General features: G+C 70.9%; 16 protein-coding genes and 1 pseudogene. 6 read left to right on the forward strand and 11 right to left on the reverse strand.

Annotation, left to right across the window (positions count from 1 at the left end):
• Position 1 precedes the first annotated feature (1 nt).
• The 5 genes from C1A38_RS15825 to C1A38_RS15845 all read right to left on the reverse strand — a co-directional run bounded on the left by C1A38_RS15825 (position 2) and on the right by C1A38_RS15845 (position 5,263).
• Positions 2-1,039 carry a lactonase family protein gene (locus tag C1A38_RS15825; protein WP_102658584.1) on the reverse strand — a complete coding sequence of 346 codons (1,038 nt, stop codon included), beginning with the start codon at positions 1,037-1,039 and terminating at the stop codon, positions 2-4.
• Positions 1,040-1,131: 92 nt separating this feature from the next.
• Positions 1,132-1,734 carry a GTP-binding protein gene (locus C1A38_RS15830; RefSeq protein WP_102658585.1) on the reverse strand — a complete coding sequence of 201 codons (603 nt, stop codon included), beginning with the start codon at positions 1,732-1,734 and terminating at the stop codon, positions 1,132-1,134.
• On the reverse strand, positions 1,715-2,104 hold the full coding sequence (locus tag C1A38_RS15835) for a DUF742 domain-containing protein (protein WP_102658604.1): 390 nt from the start codon (positions 2,102-2,104) through the stop codon (positions 1,715-1,717). The genes C1A38_RS15830 and C1A38_RS15835 overlap by 20 nt, the downstream gene beginning before the upstream one ends.
• Positions 2,094-2,513: a roadblock/LC7 domain-containing protein gene (locus C1A38_RS15840; RefSeq protein WP_199180218.1), complete on the reverse strand. Its 420-nt coding sequence runs from the start codon at positions 2,511-2,513 to the stop codon at positions 2,094-2,096. The genes C1A38_RS15835 and C1A38_RS15840 overlap by 11 nt, the downstream gene beginning before the upstream one ends.
• Positions 2,513-5,263 carry a sensor histidine kinase gene (locus tag C1A38_RS15845; RefSeq protein ID WP_102658587.1) on the reverse strand — a complete coding sequence of 917 codons (2,751 nt, stop codon included), beginning with the start codon at positions 5,261-5,263 and terminating at the stop codon, positions 2,513-2,515. Before C1A38_RS15845 ends, C1A38_RS15840 begins: the two co-directional genes overlap by 1 nt.
• 345 nt (positions 5,264-5,608) lie before the next feature.
• Between C1A38_RS15845 and C1A38_RS15850 the strand changes: the two genes are divergently transcribed.
• The 3 genes from C1A38_RS15850 (at position 5,609) to C1A38_RS15860 (ending at position 7,773) form a co-directional block, all read left to right on the forward strand.
• Positions 5,609-6,202 carry a hypothetical protein gene (locus C1A38_RS15850; RefSeq protein ID WP_102658588.1) on the forward strand — a complete coding sequence of 198 codons (594 nt, stop codon included), beginning with the start codon at positions 5,609-5,611 and terminating at the stop codon, positions 6,200-6,202.
• A gap of 10 nt (positions 6,203-6,212) precedes the next feature.
• Positions 6,213-7,196, forward strand: a complete 984-nt coding sequence (locus tag C1A38_RS32615; protein WP_102658589.1) for a hypothetical protein — start codon at positions 6,213-6,215, stop codon at positions 7,194-7,196.
• A 193-nt stretch (positions 7,197-7,389) separates the two neighbouring features.
• On the forward strand, positions 7,390-7,773 hold the full coding sequence (locus C1A38_RS15860) for a hypothetical protein (protein WP_102658590.1): 384 nt from the start codon (positions 7,390-7,392) through the stop codon (positions 7,771-7,773).
• Positions 7,774-7,908: 135 nt separating this feature from the next.
• Here C1A38_RS15860 and C1A38_RS15865 read toward each other — a convergent pair whose 3' ends face one another.
• A complete protein-coding gene (locus C1A38_RS15865) occupies positions 7,909-9,630 on the reverse strand; it encodes a glycoside hydrolase family 6 protein (RefSeq protein WP_102658591.1) in 1,722 nt (573 codons plus the stop codon).
• A 529-nt stretch (positions 9,631-10,159) separates the two neighbouring features.
• On the opposite strand from C1A38_RS15865, the gene C1A38_RS15870 reads away from it, so the two are divergent.
• Together C1A38_RS15870 and C1A38_RS15875 are read left to right on the forward strand one after the other, a co-directional pair.
• Positions 10,160-11,119, forward strand: coding sequence for a GVDTG sorting domain-containing protein (locus C1A38_RS15870; RefSeq protein ID WP_102658592.1), 960 nt, complete (start codon positions 10,160-10,162; stop codon positions 11,117-11,119).
• Between the two features lies 1 nt (position 11,120).
• Complete coding sequence (locus C1A38_RS15875; protein WP_102658593.1) at positions 11,121-11,804, forward strand: class F sortase; 684 nt, start codon at positions 11,121-11,123, stop codon at positions 11,802-11,804.
• 114 nt (positions 11,805-11,918) lie between these two features.
• Here the strand turns inward: C1A38_RS15875 and C1A38_RS15880 are convergent, their stop codons facing one another.
• Positions 11,919-16,973, reverse strand: coding sequence for an NAD-glutamate dehydrogenase (locus C1A38_RS15880; RefSeq protein ID WP_102658594.1), 5,055 nt, complete (start codon positions 16,971-16,973; stop codon positions 11,919-11,921).
• 290 nt (positions 16,974-17,263) lie between these two features.
• Here C1A38_RS15880 and C1A38_RS15885 point away from each other — a divergent pair, with 290 nt between their 5' ends.
• Positions 17,264-19,213 (forward strand): penicillin-binding transpeptidase domain-containing protein, encoded by a 1,950-nt coding sequence (locus tag C1A38_RS15885; RefSeq protein ID WP_102658605.1) that lies wholly within the window; start codon positions 17,264-17,266, stop codon positions 19,211-19,213.
• A 979-nt stretch (positions 19,214-20,192) separates the two neighbouring features.
• Here C1A38_RS15885 and C1A38_RS31825 read toward each other — a convergent pair.
• The 4 genes and pseudogenes from C1A38_RS31825 to C1A38_RS15905 form a co-directional block, all read right to left on the reverse strand.
• Positions 20,193-21,206, reverse strand: a pseudogene (locus C1A38_RS31825) (arginase family protein); the annotation flags it as partial.
• Positions 21,207-21,504: 298 nt separating this feature from the next.
• Positions 21,505-22,410 carry a tetratricopeptide repeat protein gene (locus tag C1A38_RS15895; protein ID WP_102658596.1) on the reverse strand — a complete coding sequence of 302 codons (906 nt, stop codon included), beginning with the start codon at positions 22,408-22,410 and terminating at the stop codon, positions 21,505-21,507.
• Between the two features lie 100 nt (positions 22,411-22,510).
• The gene (icmA, locus tag C1A38_RS15900; RefSeq protein ID WP_102658597.1) at positions 22,511-24,199 is read right to left on the reverse strand and encodes a coenzyme B12-dependent isobutyryl-CoA mutase large subunit; all 1,689 of its coding nucleotides are present in this window, start codon (positions 24,197-24,199) and stop codon (positions 22,511-22,513) included.
• A gap of 99 nt (positions 24,200-24,298) precedes the next feature.
• On the reverse strand, positions 24,299-24,703 hold the full coding sequence (locus tag C1A38_RS15905) for an Asp23/Gls24 family envelope stress response protein (RefSeq protein ID WP_102658598.1): 405 nt from the start codon (positions 24,701-24,703) through the stop codon (positions 24,299-24,301).
• Positions 24,704-24,800: the final 97 nt, after the last annotated feature.

Here is a 24,800-nt window from a genome sequence, read left to right on the forward strand (position 1 = left end):
ATCAGGGCAGAACGCAAGTGGGGCTGGGAATCGGCAACGGCTCACCGATCGCCATCGGCACCCCGGTCTCCCGATCTACCCGGAAGGTGCGCACCATGTCCGCCCGTTCGTCCGCGACGTAGAGATGCTCTCCGAGCAGCACGAAATGGCGGGGCCATTCACCGCCGGTCTCCACTTCATCGACCAGTTCCGGTAGACCTGCCCCGATCGAGTAGACGGAAATCGTGCCGACCCCCCGGTTGGCCAGGTAGAGATGGCGACCGTCCGCATCGACGGCGATCTCCGACGGCTGGACGTGCCCGGCCCGGTCGCTGGCGTCGACCCGCCCTCGCTGGTGCAGCACGCCGTCCTCGTCCGCCTCGTAGACCAGCACCGACCGGTCCAACTCCCCGGAGACGTAACAGCGGCGTCCGTCCGGATGCCGGGCCAGGTGTCGGGGGCCGGCTCCCGCGGGCGTACGCACCCGGGGTGGCCGGGGCACCAACCGTCCGGAGGCGGCGTCGAGGTCGTACCGGTAGATCGAGTCCGTGCCGAGATCGACCGCGAGCAGCGGCTCACCACCGACCCCGGGCACGACCATGTGCGCGTGGGCCCGCTCCTGGCGCTCCGGATCCGGCCCGTGACCGGAATGCTCCACCACGTCGCTGCGCTCGCCCGGCACCCCGTCGGCGTCGAGCGGGAAGACCGTCACGCTCCCGCCACCGTAGTTGGCCACGAACAGGAACCGGCCGTCCGGCGCGACGGCCAGGTGGCAGGGCTCGGCCCCGCCGGTCGCCCACGAGCCGATCTCCGTCAGTTCGCCCTCGGGCCCCACCTGCCAGGCACTGACCTGCCCGTCGGGCAGCTCGTTCACCGCGTAGAGCACGGGCCGGTGGGGATGACGGGCGAGGAACGACGGCGACGCGGCGACCGCGACGGTGCCCAACGAGGTCAGTTCGCCGGAGTCCGGATCACGTCGGGCGGCGACGATCCCCGTGCCCCGGCCGCCGCTGTGCGCCGTGTATCCGCCGATGTAAACGATCTCGCCTCGACCTGCCACCAGGTGTCACCTCTCCGCTGGACACTGCCTCGCCACCAGAAACCTTCCCCCGACACCGCCGGGTTAGACCTGCCGGTCCGGGCCCGCGGTGGTCACGCCGCCGGCACCGGCTCGCCCCGCTGCCGGGCCACGTGCTCGACCAGGGAGATCAGCACCGCCTTGCCGGACTGCCGGTCCCGGGCGTCGCAGAGCACCATCGGCACGTCCGGGTCGAGGTCCAGGGCCCGGCGTACGGCCTCCAGGCTGAACCGTTGCGAGCCGTCGAAGCAGTTGACCCCGACCACGAACGGCACACCCCGCTGCTCGAAGTAGTCGATCGAGGGGAAGCAGTCGGCCAGCCGGCGGGTGTCGGCGAGCACCACCGCGCCCAGCGCCCCGAAGGCCAACTCGTCCCAGAGGAACCAGAAACGGTCCTGTCCCGGCGTACCGAACAGGTACAGCTGAAGATCGTCGTTGATGGTGATTCGTCCGAAGTCCATCGCCACCGTGGTCGTCGACTTGCCCTCGACGCCGGAGAGGTCGTCGGTGTCGGCGCCTGCCCCGGTGAGGATCTCCTCGGTCTGCAGCGGCCGTACCTCACTCAACGCGCTCACCAGAGTCGTCTTGCCGGCGCCGAAGCCACCGGCGATAAGGATCTTCAGCGCGATCGGAATCCGAGAACCCTGACGCTCGGCGTCATAACGCACGGAGTCCATCCACCACCGCCTTGAGGATGTCGTTGTCGGGCAGGTACGTGGCGCGCGGCGGTTGTTGCACGGCGACAAGTCCCCGGGTGAGCAGATCACCAAGTAGCACTCGGACGACACCCACCGCCAGGTCCAAATCGGCGGCGAGTTCCACCACCGGCGTGCCCTGGCCCGCCAGTTCCACAAGCAGCCGGTGCTCGGGATGCAGTTCCGGGTACGCGCCGAGATCCGGGTTCGGGCTGGCCAACACGTACGCGACCAGGTCGAATCCGTCCGCGCAGGAGCGCACCCGGCCACCGGTCAGGGTGTACGGCCGCACCACCGGCCCGGCGTCGTCGTCGAGCCACTCGTGTCGGTGCCCCGGTAAGTCAGACCGCATCGGCGCCACCCAGCGACGCGCGGACCGGTGCCTGCAGGTTCTCACCCACCCGGGTCACCAGCATGGCCATCTCGTACGCGACAAGCCCGATGTCGGCGTCCGTGTCGCACGCCACGGCCAGGCAGGCGCCCTGCCCGGCCGCCGTCACGAACAGGTACGCGGACTCCATCTCCACCACCGTCTGCCGGACCGGTCCACCCGCCAGGTGCCGGCTGGCGCCACGCGCCAGGCTGGCGAGACCGGAGGCCAGGGCACACAGATGCTCAGCGTCGGCACGGTCCAGTTCGGCGGAGGAACCGAGCAGCAGGCCATCCGCCGACAGCACCACCGCCCGCCGGGCGGCGGGCAGGCGCTCCACCAGATCGTCGAGCAACCAGTCGAGATTGGCACTCTGCCTCGTCGATTGCATCAGGCGTCCCTCTCAGTAACGGTCGGGGATTCCACGGTGACCGGTCCGCCGGGTGGCGGTCCAGCCTCGTCGGTGCTCGTTTCCCGGTTCGCTGCGGCGGTCTCGTCCGACGGATGCCCGGTGGGCGGGTCGCCCTGCCCCTCCCGGCCGGTGGAGCCGACCTCCGTGGGGCGACCGTCGGTCGACTGCGTACGCGCGGCAGCCAGCCGGCCCTGCGCGGTGCCGGACTGCAACGCCGACATGAACCGACGTGCCTCCTCCGGGCTGCGCGGCGTCGGCTCGGCCAGCCGCCCGGCGCTGCTTGCGGGGATCGCCAGGGGCCGCCGCAGGGTGGGCCCGTCTAGTGCCCCCGAACCGGTCGACCGGCGGGTCAACGCGGGCAGCGGGACGGTCGGGCTGTCCACCACTCCACCGCGGTCCGTCGCGGCCGGTACCGTCCGCCCCTGGTCCCGCTCGCCGCCCGCAGGCACGGCTTCCTCGGTCCCGGCCGGCCCGACGCTCGACCGGGCCGACTCGACGTCCGAACCAGCCGGCTCAACGCTGGAGGTGGTTCCGAGGGCGACCTCAGCGGTCGGTCCCCCCGCCTCGGTGGTGGCGCTGGAGGCGGTCGGGTCGGCGGTGGAGCCGGCCGGGCGCCGTCGGATGCGTCGAGGCAGACCGTCGGATTCGGCCGCACCGACGGTCGAGGCCTGGCTCGGGCCGCCCAGCTTCGCAGATGGGCGGGAGGACTGCGGACGCTCGGACGTCCCGGCGCGGGTGCGTGGTCGGGGGACGGTCGTGAGTCGGGTGGCGCGGACCAGCCGCCGCTGCTCCAGGCTGGCGTCGTCGCCATCCTCCATCGCGTCGAGCGGGGGCAGCGCCGACGGCTCGGCGGTGATCAACTCGGTGGGAATCAGCACCACCGCGGTCAGCCCCGCCCCGTCCGACCGGCGCAGGCGCACCCGGATGCCGTGCCGGCCGGCGAGTCGCGCCACCACGAACAGTCCGAGTCGGGCGGTCTCCGCCGGATCGAACTCCGGTGCCCGGGCCAGCTTGCGGTTGGCCTCCTCGATCGCCGCCGCGGTCATGCCGAGGCCGTGGTCGGAGACGGAGAGCGCGTACCCGTGGGGAACGTGCTCACCGGAGACCTGCACCCGTGACTCGGGCGGTGAGAAGGCGGTCGCGTTCTCGATCAGCTCGGCGAGCAGGTGGATGATGTCGCCGACCGCCCGGCCCACCATGCCGGCGGGCTGCAGGTCCGTGATGTCGACCCGGTCGTACGACTCGACCTCGGAGATCGCCCCCCGGATCAGATCCACCATGGCGACCGGTTCACGCCAGCCGCGCCCTGGCGTGGCCCCGGCCAGGATGACCAGATCCTCCGCGTGCCGGCGCAGCCGGGTCGCGAGGTGGTCGACCCGGAACAGTTCGGCCAGATGGTCCGGATCCTCCGCGTCGCGTTCCAGCCGGTCGAGCAGGGCGAGTTGACGGTGCACCAGGCCCTGGCTGCGACGCGCGATGTTCAGGAAGACCTCGTTGAGCCCACGGCGCAGGGTGACCTCGACCTGGGCCGCGCGGATGGCGACCTTCTGCACCTCGGTGAAGGCCTGGGCCACCTGGCCGATCTCGTCGGTGCCCTGGTCGGCCACCGGTGTCTCGCGGGCGACGTCCACCTGTTCACCCCGGCGCAGCCGCTCCACCACGTCGGGCAGGCCCTGCTCCGCGGTCTCCTTCAGCCGCCCGCGCATCAGCGTGAGCCGCTGTGCCAGGGACCGGCCGATCCGCAACGCCACCACCAACGACGCCACCACGGCGAGCAGGCCGAGCAGCCCGGCGCCGGCCAGTCGGGCCAGGATGCTGACCGCCATCGGCACCGAGCGGTCGGCCAGTCCGTCCGCCTGGGTCAGCTCGAAGTCGCGCAACGACTGCTGGACGGTGTCGTACCCGGACTGCCAGGCGCGGGCGTCCACGGTGACCCGGCCCGACGGCCCGGCGGCGATCAGCTCGTCCTGCATCGTGCGCAGCCGCGTGAACCCGTCCTGCTCGGCCAGGCGCTGGTAGGCGGCCTGCTCGGGGGCGGGCAGGTCGGCCACCGCCGACGCGATGAGGAACCGCTGGTTACCGATGCTCTGCACGAGCAATGTGTGCTCGCCCTTGGCGAACCCGCCGGCGGTCAGCGCCCCGGCCAGCAGCGCATCGGTCTGCCCGAGCAGTTCCCGGGAGTGACCGAGGTCGGTCAGCGCCCGCGCCTCGCGGTTGAGATCGTGGTCGGGCAGGTTGGCCAGGGCCTCGAAGGTGTGGAACGCGGCCGAGACCAGGTCGCTGTAGAGACCGACGGCGCCGATCCGGTCCAGTTCCCGGCGGTCGATCGCCGCCCGTCCCGCCGGCAACGCCTCCAGTTTGCCGAGCAGCCGGTCCAGCCGCGCTTCGAGCAGCTCACCGGCGGCGTCCCGGAACTTCTCCCCGGATACCCGCAGGCGCAGCTGCGTCACTGCCGCGTCGGTCCGCTCCCGCTGCTCGCGCAACTCCGACAGGTTGGTCCGGGGCGAGGCGAGCTGCACCACCGAGAGCCGCCGCTCGCGCTGCAACTCGGCCACCACCGTCTCGCCGGGCCGGCCCAGGTCGTACAGGAGGGTACGGGCGGCCAGCAGGTCGAGCGCCGGGCCGAAGGTGAGCGTGGTCGCGAATATCCAGAGCGCCAGCAGTGCGGTCACCGGCACGACGACCAGGGCGGTCAGCTTGGAGCGGATCGGCCAGTCGCGGGTATTCAATCGGACCTCGCCCGGAAGGGTGGCTGGAGGGGCTCCGGCACGGCCGGGCAGCACCGTTGCCGCGAACGCCCCAGTTGTCCGCCGGGACGCCGGCTCGGGCGCCTTGGGCAGGATACGTAATCCGCGCTCGCCGCACTACCGTCCGTCGAGACTACCGGTACGTTGACGAACGTTCGGTTGACGCACATCCCGTCCGAATCCATCCCGAACCGGTCGTTTCCGCCGCAATAGGCGAACCTGCGACGGCATCGGGGCCGCCAGAGGTCGACGTGGGCGAGGAAAGTGCTCCGGAACGGGATTGGCGATCAGTGGACGGAGGGAATACCTGCAGGCGAAGGAGGAGCCATGTCGCCCACGCAGATAGTCGTCACCGTCCTCGTCATCCTGATCGTCGCCGCCGTCGCCGCGGCCCTGGTGGTCGCCGGCCGCCGCCGGGCACTGCGGCAGCGCTTCGGCCCGGAGTACGACCACGTCATCGCCGAACAGGACAGCCGTAGCGCCGCCGAGCGGGAGTTGCGCGAACGCGAGCGCCGGCACGCCGAACTCGAACTGATCCCCCTCGACCCGACCGCCCGGGCCCGGTACGCCGAGGCCTGGGAGGAACTTCAGGTCCGCTTCGTCGACTCCCCCGCCGAAACCGTCGGGCAGGCCGACGAACTGGTCACCCGGCTGATCGCCGAACGCGGCTACCCCACCGGTGACTTCACCGACCAGATCGCGCACCTGTCGGTGGAGCACGCCCGCACGCTCAGCCACTACCGGGACGCGCACGAGATCCACCTGCGCAACAGCCGTGGCGAGGCCAGCACGGAGGACCTCCGCCAGGCCGTCGTCCACTACCGCGCCCTCTTCGCCGACCTGCTCGGGGAGGAGCCTGCGGCACGGACGACCCCGGAACAGCGCCAGCCCGACGCCGCCCACGACGCCACCAACCGCTGAGGAGACCACCATGCGGCAGCAAGAGCAGCTCAACAACGACCACCCCGAGACCGTACGGTCGACCCCCGTGCCGGTCACCGACGACGACCACGTGACGGACGAGTTCGACGGCACCGACGAGTTCGACGGCACCGAGCGGGCGGCCCACACGGAGTCCGGTGCGGACCGGAGCCGGCCGTGGGACGGCCGACCGGGCGACGACGACGAGCGGGCCGAGTTCCACGACCCGGGACCGGTGCCGACGGCCTTCGGCGCCACCTCGGTCGGCGGCGCGGTGGCAGCTTCCGCGCTGGCGAACCCCCGGCCGGAGGACAAGCCCGACCCGCGTGCGGAGCGCACCGCCCGGCCCGGCGACGGTGCCGTCGACGGCGAGCGCGAAGGGCTGCGTGCCGACCCCACGGCCGAGTTCGGTGGACGGCACGACGAGATCGACCCGGCCGAGGTGACGGAGGCGGACGATGTCGCCCGTGACGCGGGGACGCATCGGGCCGACCGCTCCGACGAGGTCGACGGGGACCGGTTCGACGAGGACGACGAGGACCGTGCCGCGCTGACCGACACCCTCGACGACGACCGGACGGCGGGACCGGGGACCGACACCGCGGCTGCGGCGGCCGGCGGGGCCGGCTACGGCAGCGCCACGCCGGCGATGGTCGACCCGGACGCGCAGCCGGCGACCGGTGTCGCGGACACCGCCAACGGGTCCAGCGCCGCCGTACCGGCCGGAGCGGCGACGCTCTTCGACGACACGACGGCCCAGGGTTTCCGGGACCGCTGGCGCGACGTCCAGCTGCGTTTCGTCGACGACCCCCGGGCCGCGGCCGGTGAGGCCCAGACCCTGGTCGACGAGGCCATGCAGGCGTTGTCGACCGCGTTGACCCAGCACAAGGAGAAGCTCGGCAGCTGGCAGGAGGCCGGTGCCACGGACACCGAGCAGTTGCGGGTGGCCGTACGCGAGTACCGCGACTTCCTGGACCGGGTTCTCGGTCGCTGACCACCACGAGCGGCGGGCGTCCTGCGGAAGCAGGCGTCCGCCGTTTGCTGTGCCACCCCGGCGGCGCGCTGTGCGCGCCGCCCACGGCTGTCCCGTGCCCCGAGCCGGCCCGGTGGTGAGGCATGTCGTCCCACCTGGCGGGTACCCCGATGGGGGCCAGGTTGATGTGGCTGCGGACAGGAGGGCGGCAACGATGACCGAGCGTGGGCGGGAACGGCCGCTGGAGGAGCGCCCCGAGGTGGCCGCGGCGGTCGACGACGACTCCGGGGTGCCCCAGCTGATGACCGGGGGCGGTCCCGACTCGGACACCCCGGTGTTCACCGAACCGGGCGAGCAGGCCGACCGGGGCGAATCGACCGACGAGATCATCGGTGATCCGTACGCCGCCGGAACGGGTGCCACCGGCACCGGCACCGGCGCCGCTCCGGACAACATCCGCACCGGCGCGGAACAGCCCTGGGATCCCGAGGATCTGGTGGTGGCCCGGGGCCAGGATCCCACCGCGGAGAACATCGAGCGGGCGCGGCGGGAGCTGGCCGAGACCGGTCGGGCGGCGGTCGAGAAGACCGTGCCCTGACCTCACCCCGCGGCGGGGATTCCTCGCCGTGCACAGGGGTGGGCCCCTGGTCCGACCGGTGCGGTCGGACCAGGGGCCCGGGTAACCTGCCGCCGCAGTGCCTCACCTACCGCTGGCGGCGGGTGTGCCTGACTGTCAGGACAGCGGCGGGTAGGCGTTCGCCATGAGCTCGGCGAACTGCGCCGAGAACCAGGCGCCCGAGATCGGGGCGTCCGGCAGGGCGCCGCTGCGGCTGTTGCCGTTGCGGTCGTTACCGGTGTAGGTCGGGTCGCACATCCGGTCGAAGCCCTTGCCGTCGTTGTTCGGGATCTCGCGGCTGGAGCCGTCCGACTCGCCCGGGGGCTTGGCCCAGACGTACGCGTCGATACCGGTCGCCGGCGCGGCCTTCGGGCGCTCGCCCATACCGGCACCAGCCTGGTTGCACCAGTTGCCCTTGTGGATACGACGGTCGACCCGGCCGCCGTCGATGAAGGCGTCCACGCTGGTCGTCGGACCCGCGGCGGTGGGCCGGTTCGGGCCGCCCCAGCCGTTGCGGGAGGTGTCGATCAGCATGCCGATGTTGCTCGGGAAGCCCTGGCGGACCAGCTCCTGCCGGAAGGCCTGAGCGAAGCTCTGCTCGTCGTTGTACCAGTTCCAGTCGATCCACTTGGCCTGCCGGACCGTCTGCCCGTTCACCGTGGCGTCGACCTTCGCGTACGGCTCGATCAGCGCGGAGTAGTTCGCGGTGTTGGTGATGAACCCGTGCACGTGGTTGACGGTGCTGCCGGAGGCGGTGGCGGCCTGCTTCAGGACCTGGGCGCTCGGGGTGAAGTTGCTGTCCCAGCCGAGCCAGCCGTGGTGCCCGGCGTCGACGTAGTTGTAGACGTTCGGGATCGAGCCCAGGGTGGCCAGGGCGTAACCGACACCGTTCACGTAGGCGCCGTTGGCCTTCACCGTGTCGCACATGACCGTGCCACCCGGGTTGTTCGAGGTGTTGGTCACCAGGTTCGGCAGCGAGTCGACCTCGATGACGTTGATGATCCGCAGGTTGCTGTACTTGGTGTCGCGCATGATCGCCGCGATCGGGTCGATGTACTCGGCCTTGTACTTGGGCAGCTCGTTCGGCCCCAGCTCACCGTTGGAGGCGAGCGCCGCGCAGTCACGGCCGGGGAGGTTGTAGATCACGAACTGGATGTAGTCGGCACCCTGGCGCACGGCCTCGTCCAGGTGGTCCCGAACGCCCATCGGGCCGTTGGACTGGCTGTCCTCGGTACCCTCGATGGCCGCGATCCGGTCGATCCAGACGGCGGTCGAGATGTTGGACACCCGGTTGCCGCCGGGAACCGACTCGGCCCTGGCCTTCCACTCCGGGTTCACGTAGCCCTTGGCGTTCAGGTACGGGTTGTCCACCTTGGTGCCGGGGGGCGGCGGGCTGGTGGGCGGCGGGGTGCCACCGTTGCAGGCCACGCCGTTGATCGTGAACGAGGTCGGACGCGGGTTGCTACCGCTCCACGCACCGTTGAAGCCGATGCTGGCGGTGCCGCCGGTGGAGAGGTTCCCGTTGTAGGACTCGTTCTGCGCGGTCACGTTCCGGCCCGACTGGGACCACCGGGCCGACCAGCCGTTCTGCACCCGCTGGTTGCCGTCGGGGAAGGTGAAGCCCAGGGTCCACCCGTTGATCGGGTCGCCGATGTTCCTGATCGTGATGTTGGCGGTGAATCCGCCCGGCCAGTCGTTGGTCGTGTAGGCCACGTCGCACTGCGTCGCCGCGTACGCAGCCGAGACCGGCAGCGTCACCAAACCGCCCGCGACCAGCGCGCTCGCGCCGGCCAGCGCGACGGCCCGGCGAGGGCCGGACAGTTTTCTCCACAGATTCATGCCACTGATCTCCTTGGGCGAGACCGGATCCGCGTACGGCCCGGCACGTGGCCCCAGGGCGCCCTGCGCGGGCGACCGCCGGTGCCAACGGGATTCTTGTGAAAGCGCCCGACCCGGACGGGCGTTGGTGGTGGTGCGGCAACCGGGGGCTGACCCGGTCGCCTCAGCGGGTGGTCGTCCGGTGTGACCGGTTGCCCTCGACTCCCTGCCTGCGCGGTGTGGCTCCGCTCACCGCGTGGAGCGATTCTTGCATGGGAGCGCTTCCATGGCAATGGCTCGATACTTCCGGAGCCTAGCGGACAACCGGCCCAACTCCCCCTGCATGCGCGAACACCACCTGAGGCAGCGACACCAGGGACGAGTTCGGGGCAGCCCCACTTCCCCGGCACCAACCCATCGGGTGGCCCCACTACCGGAACTAATGCCAAAACACGAATCTTTCCCTGCATAAGTCATGAAACGGTCTAACGTCGGTTCTGGCTCGGTTGCAACCGGCCGCAGGACAATCAGGGATGGAGTGACACAGGTCATGGCTAAGAAGATGCTCGGGAAGGTCGTGGCGGGGGCTGCCCTCGGCGGCGCCTCCCTGCTGGTGTTCGCGCCGGGGGTCGCGTTCGCCGACGGCCAGCCGCACGAGAACGAGGGCAAGGTCTTCGCCAAGCCGCACGCCGCGAAGCCGGGCGAAGAGATCAAGCTGGTGGAGATCTGCGAGAAGCCGCAGGAGAACGCCTTTGTCTGGTCCAAGGTCACCGGCAAGGTCAAGCTCGAACCGGCCCGCGACGGTGGCAAGTGGGACCGCGGCGGCTGGAACGGCGAGGACGGCTCCTACGAACACGGTAAGGACGGCAAGGACTGGCCGGGCCGCGAGCACGAGAAGGACGGCAAGGACTGGCAGCGCGGCGAGGACAGCGGCGACTGGAAGTCCGGCGAGGACAGCGGCGAGTGGCACGGTGGCGAGGACGGCAAGGACTGGAAGGGCGGTGAAGACCGCGGCGGCGACTGGAAGTCCGGCGAGGAGGGCGGCGAGTGGCAGGGCCGCGAGGACGCTCCCCAGGCCGGTGCCGGCGGAGGCGCGGCCGCCGACGAGGAGCGCGACTGGAAGAGCGACGAGCACGGCCAGGACGCGGAGGACGGACGCGACTGGAAGGGCCGCGAGGACGACAAGCACGGCGAGAAGTCCGAGTCGGACTGGAAGGACCGCGGCGAGCACGGCAAGGGCGACGGCTGGGAGCACGAGAAGGACTTCGTCTACTACGGCGAGGCCCGGATCGCCAGGGACGCCAAGCCCGGCACGTACAAGCTGGAGGGTTCCTGCGGCGAGGGCGAGCTGGTCGTGCTGCCGCACGGTGGGGTCGACGGTGGTGACGGTGGCCTGACCGCCGGCACCGACCGCAGCATGGCCACCGCCGGAGCGGGCCTGGTCGGCGCGGCGGCCCTGGGTGGCCTGGTGCTGCTGCGTCGCCGTCGGACTGATGAGTTCGCGGCCTGACGTGACGACGAGGCGGGCCGACGGCCGTCACGGTAACCCGTGGCGCGCCGTCGGCGCCGCCGTCGTCGTGGCGCTCGCGATGGTGGGGTCCGGGCTGATCGGCGCCTCGATGAAGGGTGCCGAGACCGTCCGCCCGCCCCAGCCGGTGGCACGGGCGGGAGCCACCCCGCCGGCCGACACCCCGTTCGACGACGCCGACCTCGGCGGCGCACATGTGGCGGCCGCGTTGCCCCGTTCCGCGCCGACCGCGATCAGCATTCCCCGCATCGGGGTTCAGGCGGAGATCATGCCGCTGGGCACCAATCCCGACGGCACGGTGCAGGTTCCCCCGCTGGACCAGGCGCTGCTGGCCGGATGGTACGAACCCGGTCCGAGCCCCGGCGAGGTGGGCAACGCGGTAATTGTCGGCCACGTCGACTCGGCCGCCATCGGACCCGCCGTCTTCTTCTCCCTCGGCGCCCTGCAACCCGGCGACACCATCACCGTCGCCCGAGCCGACGGCAGGCCCGCCAGCTTCCAGGTGGACTCGGTCGTCTCCCACCCGAAGGACGCCTTTCCCACCGAGCAGGTGTACGGCCCCAACGACCGGCCCGGTCTACGGGTGATCACCTGCGGCGGCCAGTTCGACGAGGTCACCGGCGACTACCCCGACAACGTGATCGTCTTCGCCTCCCTGACTCCCTGACCGACCCATCCCTGACCGACCCACCCCTGACCAGTCCACCCCTGACCGACCCCCGAAACGGCCCGTGGCCCGGCGGTTCTCCCGCCGGGCCACGGTTCGTCGGTCGTTCTCGGATCAGGTGGCAGCCGAGGTACGGACGAGAGTCCGGATCTGCCGCAGCAGGACCGACAGGGCCGCCAGATCGGCCCGCGACTCGTCGAACTCGCCCATCGCCCGCTCCGCCCGATGGATCGAGGTCGCGTTCGACTGCTCCCACTGCTGCACCCGCTCCAGCGGCGGCAGGTCGGCCGGCGTGGAGTCGAGCACCTCGCCGGTCAGCGCGGCCAACGCGGCGTACAGGTCGTAGCGCAGCGCCATCCGGGCCAACGTCTGCCACCGGTCCTCGCGGGGCAGCAGCGAGATCTTCGACAACAGCGAATCGACCCGGAACCGGTCGGAGAGCACGAAGTAGACCGAGGCCACCTCGCCCACGTCGCGCCCGGAGGCGGCCGCGGTCTCCACCACGTCGAGCAGACCGAAGCTGTACATCAGACGGGTGCTCTGCTCGGCCAGCTCACGTGGCAGGCCACGCTCGGTCATCGCGTCGATGTGCGCCGCGATCGCCTCCCGTTCGGTGCCGTAGAACAGCGTCTCCAGCTGCGGCAGCAACCGGGCCACCCCGGCACGCAGCCGATCGATCTCGGCGCGCACGTCGATCGGCGACCGGCGGTTGGTCACCAGCCACCGCACCGCCCGGTCGAGCAGCCGTCGGGTGTCCAGGTAGACGTCGGTCTGCAACTCCGGGTCGACCTTGTTGTCCAGCGCCTCGACCGCGTCCCAGAGCGCACGCAGCCCGAAGACCTCACGGACCACCACGTACGCCCGGATCACGTCCGCGGCCGGGGCCGCGGTCTCCTCGACCACCCGGAAGATGAACGAGATGCCACCCCGGTTGACCGCCTCGTTGACAAGTACGGTGGTCACGATGTCGCGGCGCAGCCGGTGCCGGCCCATCCGCTCGGCGAACCGCTCACGCATCGGCGTCGGGAAGTAGTTGACCAACACCTCGTTGGTCCACTCCTCGTCGGCCAACCCGTCGGTGAGGGTCTCCTTCTCCAAGGCGATCTTCACGTACGCGAGCAGCACCGCGAACTCCGGAGCGGTCAGCCCCGACTCGGTGCGTACCGCCAGTTCCTCGTCCGACGGCAGCGCCTCCAGCGCCCGGTTCAACGTGCCGGACCGCTCCAGCTCGGTGATCATCCGGCGGTGCACCGGCAACAGTGAGGCGGCCTGCGCCTGCGAGTTGTTGATCGCCCGGGCCTGGTCGTAGTTGTCCCGCAACACCAGCTGGCCGACCTCGTCGGTCATCGCGGCGAGCAGCTCGTCCCGCTCGGGAACTGTCAGTTCGCCGTCGGCGACCGCGGTGTTCAACAGGATCTTGATGTTCACCTCGTGGTCGGAGCAGTCCACCCCGGCCGCGTTGTCGATGAAGTCGGTGTAGATCCGACCGCCCGTCTGGGCGTACTCGATCCGGCCGTGCTGGGTGAAGCCCAGGTTGCCGCCCTCGCCGACCACCCGGCAGCGCAGGTCCTTGCCGTTGACCCGGATGGCGTCGTTGGACTTGTCGCCCACCTCGGCGTTGCTCTGCGTGGACGCCTTGACGTAGGTGCCGATGCCGCCGTTCCAGAACAGATCCACAGGTGCGGTGAGGATCGCCTTCATCAGCTCCTGCGGGCTCATCTGCTCGACGTCGTCGTCCAGCCCGAGCACCGCGCGCACCTGCGGCGAGATCGGCACCGACTTCGCCGTACGCGAGTAGACCCCACCGCCGGCCGAGATCAGCTCGGCGTTGTAATCCTCCCAGGTCGAACGGGCCAGCGCGAACAGCCGCTTCCGCTCGACGTACGACGACGCCGCGTCCGGATCCGGGTCCAGGAAGATGTGCCGGTGGTCGAAGGCGGCCACCAACCGGATGTGCTCCGACAGCAACATGCCGTTACCGAACACGTCACCGGACATGTCGCCGACACCGACCACTGTGAAGTCCTGGCTCTGGGTGTCGTGGCCCAGCTCGCGGAAGTGCCGCTTGACCGACTCCCAGGCGCCCCGGGCGGTGATGCCCATCTTCTTGTGGTCGTACCCGGCCGAGCCACCCGAGGCGAAGGCGTCACCCAGCCAGAACTTGTGCGCGACGGAGACCTCGTTGGCGATGTCGGAGAAGGTCGCCGTGCCCTTGTCTGCCGCCACCACCATGTACGGGTCGTCGCCGTCGTGCCGAACCACGTCGTCGGGCGGCACGATCTCACCGGCCACGATGTTGTCGGTGACGTCGAGCAGGGCGCCGACGAACTCCTTGTAGCAGGCCACCGCCTCGTCGCGGTCGCCCGGCTTCTGCTTGAGCACGAAGCCGCCCTTGGCACCCACCGGCACGATCACGGCGTTCTTCACCATCTGCGCCTTGACCAGGCCGAGCACCTCGGTGCGGAAGTCCTCCCGCCGGTCCGACCAGCGCAGACCACCACGGGCCACCGGGCCGTACCGCAGGTGCACGCCCTCGAAGCGCGGCGAGTACACGAAGACCTCGAACTTCGGCCGGGGCGCGGGCAGGTCCGGGATCGCCTGCGGGTCCAGCTTGAACGCCACGTACGCCTTCGGACGCCCGCTGCCCGGCTTCTGGTAGAAGCTGGTCCGCAGGGTGGCCTGGATCAGCGTCAGGTAGGCCCGCAGGATCCGGTCCTGGTCGAGGCTTGCCACGTCGTCCAGGGCGGAGGTCAGCTCGGCGACCAGCTCCGCGCTGCGCTGCTCGCGCTGCTCGGTGGTGAGCGTGCCCGGCTCGAACCGGGTCTCGAAGAGCTGCACCAGCAGCCGGGCGAGATGCGGGTACGCGATGAACGTCGACTCCATGTAGTCCTGGGAGAAGACGGTGCCGGTCTGCCGCAGGTACTTCGCGTACGCCCGCAGCACCACGACCTGCCGCCAGGTGAGCCCGGCGTGCAGCACCAGCTCGTTGAAGCCGTCCACCTCGGCCTCGCCCCGCCACGCCGCCGCGAAGGCGTTCTCCACGTGCGGGCGCACCTCGGCCAGGTCCTGGTGGCCCTCGGGCAGTCGCAGCCCGAAGTCGTACAGCCAGATCCGGCCGTCGACGCGTTCCACCTCGTACGGGTGCTCGTCGACCACCCGTACGCCGAGGGAGTGCAGCACCGGCAGCACCGCCGAGAGCATCATCGGCTCGCCGTACCGGTAGACCTTGAACCGGACGTCCATCGACTCGTCGACGTCCGCTCCCCGGGCGACCGCACGCGGCAGCGGCTGCTTGCGGAACAGGTGCATCTCCAGCTGGCCGGGCTCCTCCAGCAGCTCCAGCTTCGCCAGATCCTTCATCGCCTCGTACGGCGTGTGCCCGTCCTTGTAGCCCTCCGGGAACGCGTCGGCGTACCTGACGAACAGGTGCTTGGCCTGCTCGTCACCGAGCTTGCGCTCCAACACCAGCCGATAGTCGTCGTCCCACAGCCGGGTGGCGTCGGCCAGTTCCTCGGCCAGCAGGTCGGCGTCGATCTCCCCGGGCGGGTTGCCCGGGTCGGTACGCACGATGAAGTGCACCCGAGCCAGCATCGACTCGGTGACCCGGGTGGTGTAGTCCACCCCGACACCGTTGAGTTCGCGCAGCAGGATGTCCTGCATGCGCAGCCGGTTCTGCGTGGTGAACCGGTCCCGGGGCAGGTAGATCAGGCAGGAGATGAACCGCCCGTACGCGTCGCGGCGCAGGAACACCCGCAGCTGCCGGCGACCGGCCATCCGCAGCACACCGATCACCGCGTGGTACAGGTCGTCGGTCTTGATCTGGAACAGCTCGTCGCGCGGGTACGTCTCCAGGATCTGGAGCAGGTCCTTGCCGGAGTGGCTGCGCTGGCTCAGGCCGGAGCGGTCCAGCACCTCGGCGACCTTACGGCGGACCACCGGCAGTTCCTGCACGCTGGTCCGGTACGCGGCGGTGGAGAACAGGCCCAGGAACCGCCGCTCCCCCACCACCTCGCCGTTGTCGTCGAAGATCTTGAAACCGATGTAGTCCAGGTACGCCGAGCGGTGCACGGTGGCCCGCGAGTTCGCCTTCGTGATGATCAGCAGGCGTTTCTCGGTGACCTTCTCGTGTGCCTCCTGGGTCATCGACGACAGCGCCCGCGCCTCCGGCGAGTCCTGCCGCAGGATGCCCAGCCCGGTGCCGAGCACGGCCTCCAGGGCCGGCCCGCCCTTGTCCGAGTCCGGCACCAACCGGTACTCCCGGTACCCCAGGAAGGTGAAGTGGTCGTGCGCCAGCCAGCGCAGCAACTCCACCGAGTCGGTGATGTCCTTCTCCGGCACCGGTGGCCGGTTGTCGCTGGTCCGCGCGGCGGCCAGGTCGTCGGCGAGGGAGAGGGCCTGCTGGCGCATCTTCGGCCAGTCCTCGACGGCCTCCCGCACATCGGTCAGCACCCGCTGCAACTCGCGGCGCAGCTTGTCCCGCTCCGCCGGATCACGGACCGGGTCGACCTCGATGTGCATCCAGCTCTCGACCAGGTCACCGGCGATCGCGTCGTCCGGTTCCACGTCGGCGGCCACCTCGATCAGCCGGCCCAGCGGCTCACGGCGCACCACCACCAGCGGGTGCACCAGCAGGTGCACGTCCAGGTGGTGGCTGTTGAGCAGCGCGGTCACCGAGTCGACCAGGAACGGCATGTCGTCGGTGACGATCTCGATGACGCTGTGGTGCTGCTCCGCATCGGGTGAGTGGATCCGCAGCTTCAGCTCGCCCGGCACCCGCTGCTCGGCCAACTCCCGGTGCGCCCGGGCGGCTTCGAGCATCTCCTCGGCGGTGAAGCCGATCAGCTCCTCGTCCGGCGCGAACCGCCAGAAACGCCCCACCAGGGTCGCCGCGTCATGGTCGTCGCCGGCCAGTGCGACCGCCTGCGCCACCAGTCGCTCGGCGTTGGGTACCGGCTCGTCGAGCTCGGCGTCCTCCACGTCGCCTGCCAACGCCTCTGGTGGCAGACCCAAGTCGTAGAGGGTGTCGATACTCGAACCGGTCATGCCGGTCGTTCCTGAATCGAGGCGGCCGTAGCCGTCTCCGTCGGTTGCCGTGTCGAAGCTGTCGTCCCGGCTGGTGTCAGCCTGCCGGAGGTCGGGTCCCGGTTTGATCGCCGGACGCCGGTCCATCGGTGCCACTCCCCTCGACCCACCGCGTTGTGGGTCACTCTTCCGCCAAGCCTAGGCCGACCGACCGGTTCATCCGTCGGCGGACCTATGACCGGCCTTCCGGATCTCGGACGGTCGTCCTTTCACCCGTTGCGGTACGAGGTTCGGCCGGGTCAGGAGTACCCCAGCTCATGTTGTTCATCACATCGTCACCGGCCTGTCTTTTCGCCAGACCCCGGCCGACCGGGTCAGTGCGGGCTGCCCGGACGTACTACCGTGCAGTGCAGCCTGACCAGGAGGAACCAGCGCTGATGCACCGCTCGCACCGACAACGCCACAATTGGTCACGTCTCGCCGCCATGGTCGCCGGTCTCGTCGCCTCGGCCGGCCTGGTCGCCTGCTCCGGCGAGGACGGCCCGGAACGCACCGTCGACGCCTTCCTCAACGGGTGGCGTACCGGCGACCTGAACACGATCGGCTTCGTCGACCCGACCGGCGCGAAGGTGCCCGCCGCCACCGTCGCCCAGGAGATCCGGGAGCTGTCCGGCGAGTTGGTCGACGCCCCGCTCACGCTGACCCGGCAGGGCGACCCGTCAGTGGTCCAGGCCACCGCCACCGCGACGGTGCGGTTGGAGTGGACGCTGCCGGACGAGACGAGCTGGGCGTACGACCGGCCGGTGCGACTCACCCAGGGTCGCGACGACCAGTGGCAGGTGATCTGGGAGCCACAGATCGTCCAGGAGCAGCTCACCCGCGGTGACCGACTGGGACTGCAACGGGTGCGGGCCCCCCGGGCCACCGTGCTCGACGCCGCCGGCGAACCGATCGTGGCGCCGCGCGACGTGGTCCGGGTCGGGCTGCAACCCAGCGAGGTCACCGACGTCAAGGCCATGACCCGCGAGCTGGACGCCGCCTTCCGCGCGATCCGCCCGGCGATCACCCCGCCCGTGGACCTGTCGGATCTGCCCAAGCGGCTGAACGAGGCGAAACCGGACGCGTTCGTCGAGGTGGTCACCCTGCGCGACGAGGCGTACCGGCAGATCCGGTCACGGATCTACGACCTGCCCGGGACGAAGTTCCAGAGCGACAAGCTCGACCTCGCACCGACCCGGGAGTTCGCCCGGGCGGTGCTCGGCACGGTCGACCCCGCGCACGCCGAAGACCTGGCCAAAAACCCCGACCGGTACGCCCCCGGCGACCTGGTCGGCCACGGCGGATTGCAGGGCCGCTGGGACGAACACCTGCGCGGCGCACCCGGGCTCACCGTGATCATCAAGCGGCCGCTGCAGGACGGGACGCTGGAGCCCACCGGCACCGAGGTGTTCCAACGCGAGCCGCAGCCCGGCAAGCCCGTCAGGACGACCCTCGACGTCGCCACCCAGAAGGCGGCCGACCAGGCGCTACGAGCCGAGCGACGCCGCTCCGCCCTGGTCGCCGTACGAATCAGCGACGGCGCGGTCCTGGCCGCCGCCAACGGCCCCGGCGCCGCGGGAGAGAACCTGGCCTTCACCGCGCAGGTGCCGCCGGGCTCCACGTTCAAGATGGTCAGCGCCCTCGGCCTGGTCGAACGCGACGCGGTCACCCCGGACACCGACGTGGACTGCCCGAAGACCCTCGTCGTCGACGGCCGCTCGTTCAAGAACTCCAACAACTTCGAGCTCGGCGAGGTGCCGTTCCGCACCAACTTCGCCAAGTCCTGCAACACGGCCTTCGCCGCCCTGGCCCCGCAACTCGGTGCCGACGGGCTCGCCGCCACCGGCCGGAACCTCGGCCTGGAAGGCCAGTGGCAGGTGGGCCTCGACGCGTTCACCGGAAAGGTGTCGGCCGGCGGTGGTGCCACCGAGCAGGCTGCCGCCGCGATCGGGCAGGGCACCACGGTGGTCAGCCCGCTGGCCATGGCGGCGGCGACCGCGGCAGTGGCCAAGGGCGCCTTCACTCCGCCCAAGCTGGTCCTCGACCCGGCACCGGAGCCGGCCGGCGAGCCCGGCCCGGAGCTGAAGCCCGAGGCGGTCACGGCCGTCCGCGAGATGATGCGAGCGGTGATCACCGACGGCACCGGGACGGCCCTGAAGGACGTACCGGGCGAGCCGGTGCACGGCAAGACCGGCACCGCCGAGTACGACAACAACCCGAAGAACACGCACGCCTGGTTCATCGGCTGGCAGGGCGACATCGCCTTCGCCGTCTTCGTCGAGAAGGGCGGCTCCGGCAGCGCCACCGCCGTCCCCATCGCCGAACGCTTCCTACGCGCCCTCCCCTGACCACCGAACGCTGCCCGCTGTCCTGATCGCCGAGCGGCGCTGTCCTGATCGCCGAGCGGCGCTGTCCTGATCAACTCCGTTACGGCGGAATGGCGTGATCAAAGCACCCGGATCACCGCCATTCCGCCGTAACGGTGTCGATCATCGGGTTCACCGCCCTGACCGGCTCCGCCACCGATCTCATCCGGCTCGGCCGGGTCATCCCCGCCGTCGGCCGGGGCGACCAGCCAAGACAACCCGGCCAGCCGGGCCCGACGGCCGGAGGATCCGGGTCGGCCAAGGCAACCCGGTTAGCCGGGACCGTCGGCCGAAGCAGCCCGATCAGCCAAGACAACCGGACCAGCCGGGCCCGTCGGCCGGAGCAGCCCGATCAGCCAAGACCAGCTGGTCAGGCAGGACCGTCGGCCGGGGCATCCGGGTCGGCCAGGCAGCCGGGTCAGGCGGGTCCGTCGGCCGGGGCATCCGGGTCGGTCGAGCTGGCGAGGGCGGCAGGCGGCTCGGCGACCACCGGGCGCAGACCACCGGCCGCGTGCAGATCACCAATCGGATCGGCGGCCACCAGACGCAGACCACCGGCCACGCGCGGACCATCAGTCGAATCCGTGGCCACCGGGCGCGGACCGTCCGCAGCCGGCCCGGCCTGGTCGTCCACCGCCGTCCGGCGCAAGGACACCGGACCAGCCGACCCCTCCTCCGCCGCTGACCGACGCAAGGACCCCGGGCCGGCGGAGAAGTCGGTGTCGCGTCGATCCGGCGCAGCGACAGCGCCCGCCGCACGTACGGCCTCGTCCGCACGGTCACCAAGATCCCCACGGTCGGCCAGATCCGCAGCGTCGGCGAGATAGGCGCGCCCATCCAGGTCCCCAAGGGCAACCAGATCCCCACGAGCGCCCAGATCTGCGCGGTCAGCCAGATCCGCGCGATCGGCCAGATCCGCGCGATCGGCCAGATCCGCGCGATCGGCCAGGTCCGGGTGGGCGCTCAGGCCTGCACGGTCGGCTCGGCCCGACGCGCGGTCGGCGGTCCGGCGGGGAGCGGGTGCCGTCCGGTCGGTGCTCGACCGGGTCAGCAACGGCGCGGGCGCGGTGACCGGGCGCAGACCCGCCACCACGGTGTTGACGATCTCGGCGGCGTACGCGCCGTCCCGGTCGTAGTCGGGGTCGAAAACGGTCAACTCGACGCCGAGGCAGTGCGGGGTGTCGACCAGGCCAGCGAGGAGGATCTCCAGCTCGGCGAAGGCGATGCCGCCCGCGTCGGGAGCGTCGACCGCCGGCATCACGGCCGGATCGAGTACGTCCACATCGACGTGCACCCAGTAGCCGACGCAGTCGGCCAGTTGCTCGTGCGCCCACTGGGCGGTCCGCGCCGCGCCCTCGGCACGCAGCGCCGGCACCGGACGGGTGACGATCCCGGCGGCCTGAAGGTCGAGCCGGTACTCGTCCTGGGCCCGGATGCCGAGCACCACCACGTCGATGTCGCGAAAATAGGGGCGTCGCCCCTCGATGGCCGCCAGGTCGGCCTGCCCCCGCCCGGTGACCAGGGCGAGGCTCTCACCGGCTGCCGCCCCGACGTAGGAGGCGTTGCCGGGGTGCCGGAAGTCGGAGTGGCCGTCCACGTAGATCAGGCCGATCCGGCCGCCGACCTCCTCGCCGAGGCGGTGCATGGCCAGTGCCGAACCGAGCAGGATCGAACAGTCGCCGCCAAGGACCAGCGGGAACTCGCCCCGGTCGATGATCGCGCCGACCCGGTCGGCAAGCGCCGCCGAGTAGTCGGCGATCTCCCGCGCGTGGCACACCCCGTCGCCCGGTCGCCAGTCACCGGCGTCGTAGCGCGGCGAGGTCAGGCAGCCGGCGTCGCGGGCCCGTAGCCGGGGCAGCAGGCCCTGGTCACGTAGCGCGCCCGGCGCCTTCCCGCAGCCCGGGACCGAGGTGACCGTGGGTGGGCGCAGGCCGAGGTTGCTCGGCGCATCGAGGACGGCGATCCGGCGCATCATGGGCCGCTGTCGTTCACGACTGCGGGGCTCGCAAGCTCACTCCTCGCGCTCACCAGACCCACCTTTCGTTCACGACTGCGGGGCTCGCAAGCTCACTCCTCGCGCTCACCAGACCCACCTTTCGTTCACGACTGCGGGGCTCGCAAGCTCACTCCTCGCGCTCACCAGACCCACCTTTCGTTCACGACTGCGGGGCTCGCAAGCTCACTCCTCGCGCTCACCTGGGCTCCCGTCCTTGTGGGTGTCGGGGCGGGCCGGCGTGTGCCGGCCCGCGCTGGCGGTGGCGGTGGCTGGAGGGTCAGAACAGGGCGCTGGCCAGGGCTCGACGGGCCGAGGCGACCGTCGGGTCTTCCGGGCCGGCGATGGTGAACAGGCCGACCAGGTGCTGGCGTACCTTTTCCCGGTCTTCACCGGCGGTGCGCCGGACCAGCCCGACGAGACGCTGGTATGCCTGCTCGGCCTGGCCGCTGAGCACCTCGATGTCGGCGGCCAGCAGCTGGGCGTCGACATCGTCGGGGCTGGCCGCCGCGGCGGCGAGCGCGGTCTGCGGGTCGGCGCCGGAGACCCGGCGGGCGAGACCGACCTGGGCCAGGCCCGCCTCCGCCGCAGCGTCGTTCGGGGTCTCGGCCAGGATCTTGCGGTACGCCTGCTCGGCGGCGTCCAGGTCGCCGTCCATCAGGGCGTCGTCGGCCGCGTCGAGTCGGGGGTCCTCCGGCTCGGCCACGGAGACGCCGCCGGCCTTCAGGACCGCCTGGATCCACTGGCGCAACTGCGGCTCGGGCACCACACCCGGGAAGGCGTCGACCGGCCGTCCGCCGACGATCGCGTACGTGGTCGGCAGCGCCTGAAGCTGGAACATCTGCGCGAGCCGGGGCTGCTGCTGCACGTCGACCCGGGCCAGGAGCCACGTGCCGCCCCCCTCGGCGGCCAGCCGCTCCAGCACCGGCGCGAACTGGTCGCTCTCCGGATAGCCGGCGGCCCCGAAGAAGACCACGACCGGTGTGGTGAGCGAACGTTCGAGCACTGCGGACTGGATGTTCGCCTCGGTCACGTCGATGACGGCCGCCCCACCGACGGAACCACCGGGTGCGGCGGCGGGGGGACCGGCCTGTGCCGGGGCGGGGCTGGGGGCGGGGGTGCGCAGCGCGCTGAGGTCGACCGCGCCGCGGGTAAAGATCGACGAGGTGATCCGTGGGTCGCTCATGGTTACCTAGTCTCGCACGCGAGGCGCGGAACTCAGATCAACCGTGGCCGGAGACAGTTGCCACTGTCACCCCTGCCCAGCCGCACTTTTCGAGCCTGGGTCAGAACCGGGCAGGCTCGCGGTAAACGCCCCATTCCGCCCGCAGCGCGTCACAGATCTCGCCGAGGGTGGCTTCGGCGCGTACGGCGTCGAGCATCGCGGGGATCATGTTCTCCCCGGTACGGCTCACCGCCACCATCTTCTCCACCGCCGCGCGCACCGCCGCGTCGTCCCGGCCGGTCTTGCGTTCGGCCAGCGCCCGGCGCTGCTCCACCTCCACCTCGTGCGAGATGCGCAGGATCTCCAGGTCCTTGGCGATCGTGCCGGTGTGGCAGTTGACGCCGACGATCTTCTTGTCGCCCTTCTCCAGCGCCTGCTGGTAGACGAACGCCGACTCGGCGATGTGCCCGGTGAACCAGCCGTCCTCGATGCCGCGCAGGATGCCGGAGGTCATCGGGCCGATGGCGTGCGGACCCTCGCCGCCCAGCGCCCGGATCCGGGCGAAGATCTCCTCCGCCTCGGCCTCGATCCGGTCGGTGAGCGCCTCGACGTACCACGATCCGCCGAGCGGGTCGGCCACGTTCGTCACCCCGGTCTCCTCCATCAGCACCTGCTGGGTACGCAGGGCGATCTCGGCGGATTCGTCGGTGGGCAGGGCGAGCGTCTCGTCGAGTGCGTTGGTGTGCAGCGAGTTGGTGCCGCCGAGCACCGCGGCGAGCGCCTCCACGGCGGTGCGTACGACGTTGTTGACCGGCTGTTGGGCGGTCAGCGACACCCCGGCGGTCTGCGTGTGGAACCGCAGCCAGAGTGCCTTCTCGCTGGTCGCGCCGTAGACGTCGCGCAGCCAGCGGGCCCAGATCCGGCGGGCGGCGCGGAACTTGGCGATCTCCTCGAAGAAGTCGACGTGCGAGTCGAAGAAGAAGCTCAGCCCCGGGGCGAAGACGTTGACGTCAAGCCCGCGCGAGAGGCCCAGCTCGACATAGCCGAAACCGTCGGCGAGGGTGTACGCCAACTCCTGCGCGGCGGTCGAGCCGGCCTCGCGGATGTGGTAGCCGGAGACCGACAGCGGCTTGTAGCGCGGGATCTCGGTCGCGCAGTACTCCATCAGGTCACCGATCAGGCGCAGGTGCGGCTCGGGGTCGAACAGCCACTCCTTCTGCGCGATGTACTCCTTGAAGATGTCGGTCTGCAACGTACCGTCGAGTGTGGACAGATCGGCGCCCTGCCGCTCGGCGGCGACCAGGTACATGCAGAACACCGGCACCGCCGGCCCGGAGATCGTCATGCTGGTGGTGACCGCGGCCAGGTCGATGCCGTCGAAGAGCACCTCCATGTCGGTGGCGCTGTCCACCGCCACCCCGCAGTGGCCGACCTCGCCGAGCGACTGCGGGTCGTCGGAGTCGCGGCCCATCAGGGTGGGCATGTCGAAGGCGACCGACAGGCCACCGCCACCGGCGCCGAGGATCATCTTGTAGCGCTCGTTGGTCTGCCGGGCGTTACCGAACCCGGCGAACTGCCGGATGGTCCAGGTCCGTCCCCGATAGCCGGTCGGATACAAACCCCGGGTGTACGGGAACTCGCCCGGCCAGCCGATCCGGTCGAACCCCGGGTACGCGACCCCCTCCGGCGGGCCGTAGACCGGCTCGACAGGGATCCCGGAGAGTGTGGTGAAGTCCGCGTCCCGCTTGCGCGCGGCGTCGTAGCGGGCCTGCCAGCGGGCCCGTCCGGCAGCGATCTCGTCGGCGTTCATCTCCGGGCTCCTCCTCGAGTCCTTGAAGACTGCACGTCGAGTGTAGAACTCTTCCTGAACGATCGATAAGGAAGTTCGTACCGGACGGTAACCGCACGCTCAGCTCGCGGGACCCCCGATGGCCACGTCGTCCACCCGAATGTTGATCTCGTCGACCCGCAGCCCGTACGCCTCGATCGCCCGGGTCACCGCGGCCCGCACCGCCGTGCTCACCTCGGGCACCGGATGCCCCGCGTCGGTCACGATGACCAGGTTGACCACGGCCGCACCATTTGTGACGTGCGCCGAGCAGCCCCGACGGGCGTCACCCACCTGGTCGAGCCCCACCCGATCGAGCACCGCGTTGAAGAACCGGGCGATGTCCCCGCCCAACTCGACCACACCCGGCACCGACTTCGTCGCGGCCACCGCGATCTTCTCCACCACCTCGTCCGAGATGTCCGTACGACCGCCAGCCATCGCATCCGGCGTCATCGGCATCTCCTGCGTCATCTCGTGATCCACGCTCACTCCCCCGCACGCATCCACCACCCGCCCACCGCGAGCCGCTGCGAGCCGCTGCGAGCCTAACCGCCCCCCTCCCTCCCCAGTGGACACCTCA

Source organism: Verrucosispora sp. ts21 (assembly GCF_002879555.1).
Lineage (GTDB): Bacteria > Actinomycetota > Actinomycetes > Mycobacteriales > Micromonosporaceae > Micromonospora > Micromonospora gifhornensis.

Bases quoted from the DNA above. Each gene is read 5' to 3' on its own strand.
- C1A38_RS15870 (WP_102658592.1), top strand. From the start codon at position 10,160: ATGGCTAAGAAGATGCTCGGGAAGGTCGTGGCGGGGGCTGCCCTCGGC.
- C1A38_RS32615 (WP_102658589.1), top strand. From the start codon at position 6,213: ATGCGGCAGCAAGAGCAGCTCAACAACGACCACCCCGAGACCGTACGG.
- C1A38_RS15885 (WP_102658605.1), top strand. From the start codon at position 17,264: ATGCACCGCTCGCACCGACAACGCCACAATTGGTCACGTCTCGCCGCC.
- C1A38_RS15880 (WP_102658594.1), bottom strand. From the start codon at position 16,973: ATGGACCGGCGTCCGGCGATCAAACCGGGACCCGACCTCCGGCAGGCT.
- C1A38_RS15835 (WP_102658604.1), bottom strand. From the start codon at position 2,104: ATGCGGTCTGACTTACCGGGGCACCGACACGAGTGGCTCGACGACGAC.
- C1A38_RS15865 (WP_102658591.1), bottom strand. From the start codon at position 9,630: ATGAATCTGTGGAGAAAACTGTCCGGCCCTCGCCGGGCCGTCGCGCTG.
- C1A38_RS15860 (WP_102658590.1), top strand. From the start codon at position 7,390: ATGACCGAGCGTGGGCGGGAACGGCCGCTGGAGGAGCGCCCCGAGGTG.
- C1A38_RS15830 (WP_102658585.1), bottom strand. From the start codon at position 1,734: ATGGACTCCGTGCGTTATGACGCCGAGCGTCAGGGTTCTCGGATTCCG.
- C1A38_RS15840 (WP_199180218.1), bottom strand. From the start codon at position 2,513: ATGCAATCGACGAGGCAGAGTGCCAATCTCGACTGGTTGCTCGACGAT.
- C1A38_RS15895 (WP_102658596.1), bottom strand. From the start codon at position 22,410: ATGAGCGACCCACGGATCACCTCGTCGATCTTTACCCGCGGCGCGGTC.
- icmA (WP_102658597.1), bottom strand. From the start codon at position 24,199: ATGAACGCCGACGAGATCGCTGCCGGACGGGCCCGCTGGCAGGCCCGC.
- C1A38_RS15850 (WP_102658588.1), top strand. From the start codon at position 5,609: ATGTCGCCCACGCAGATAGTCGTCACCGTCCTCGTCATCCTGATCGTC.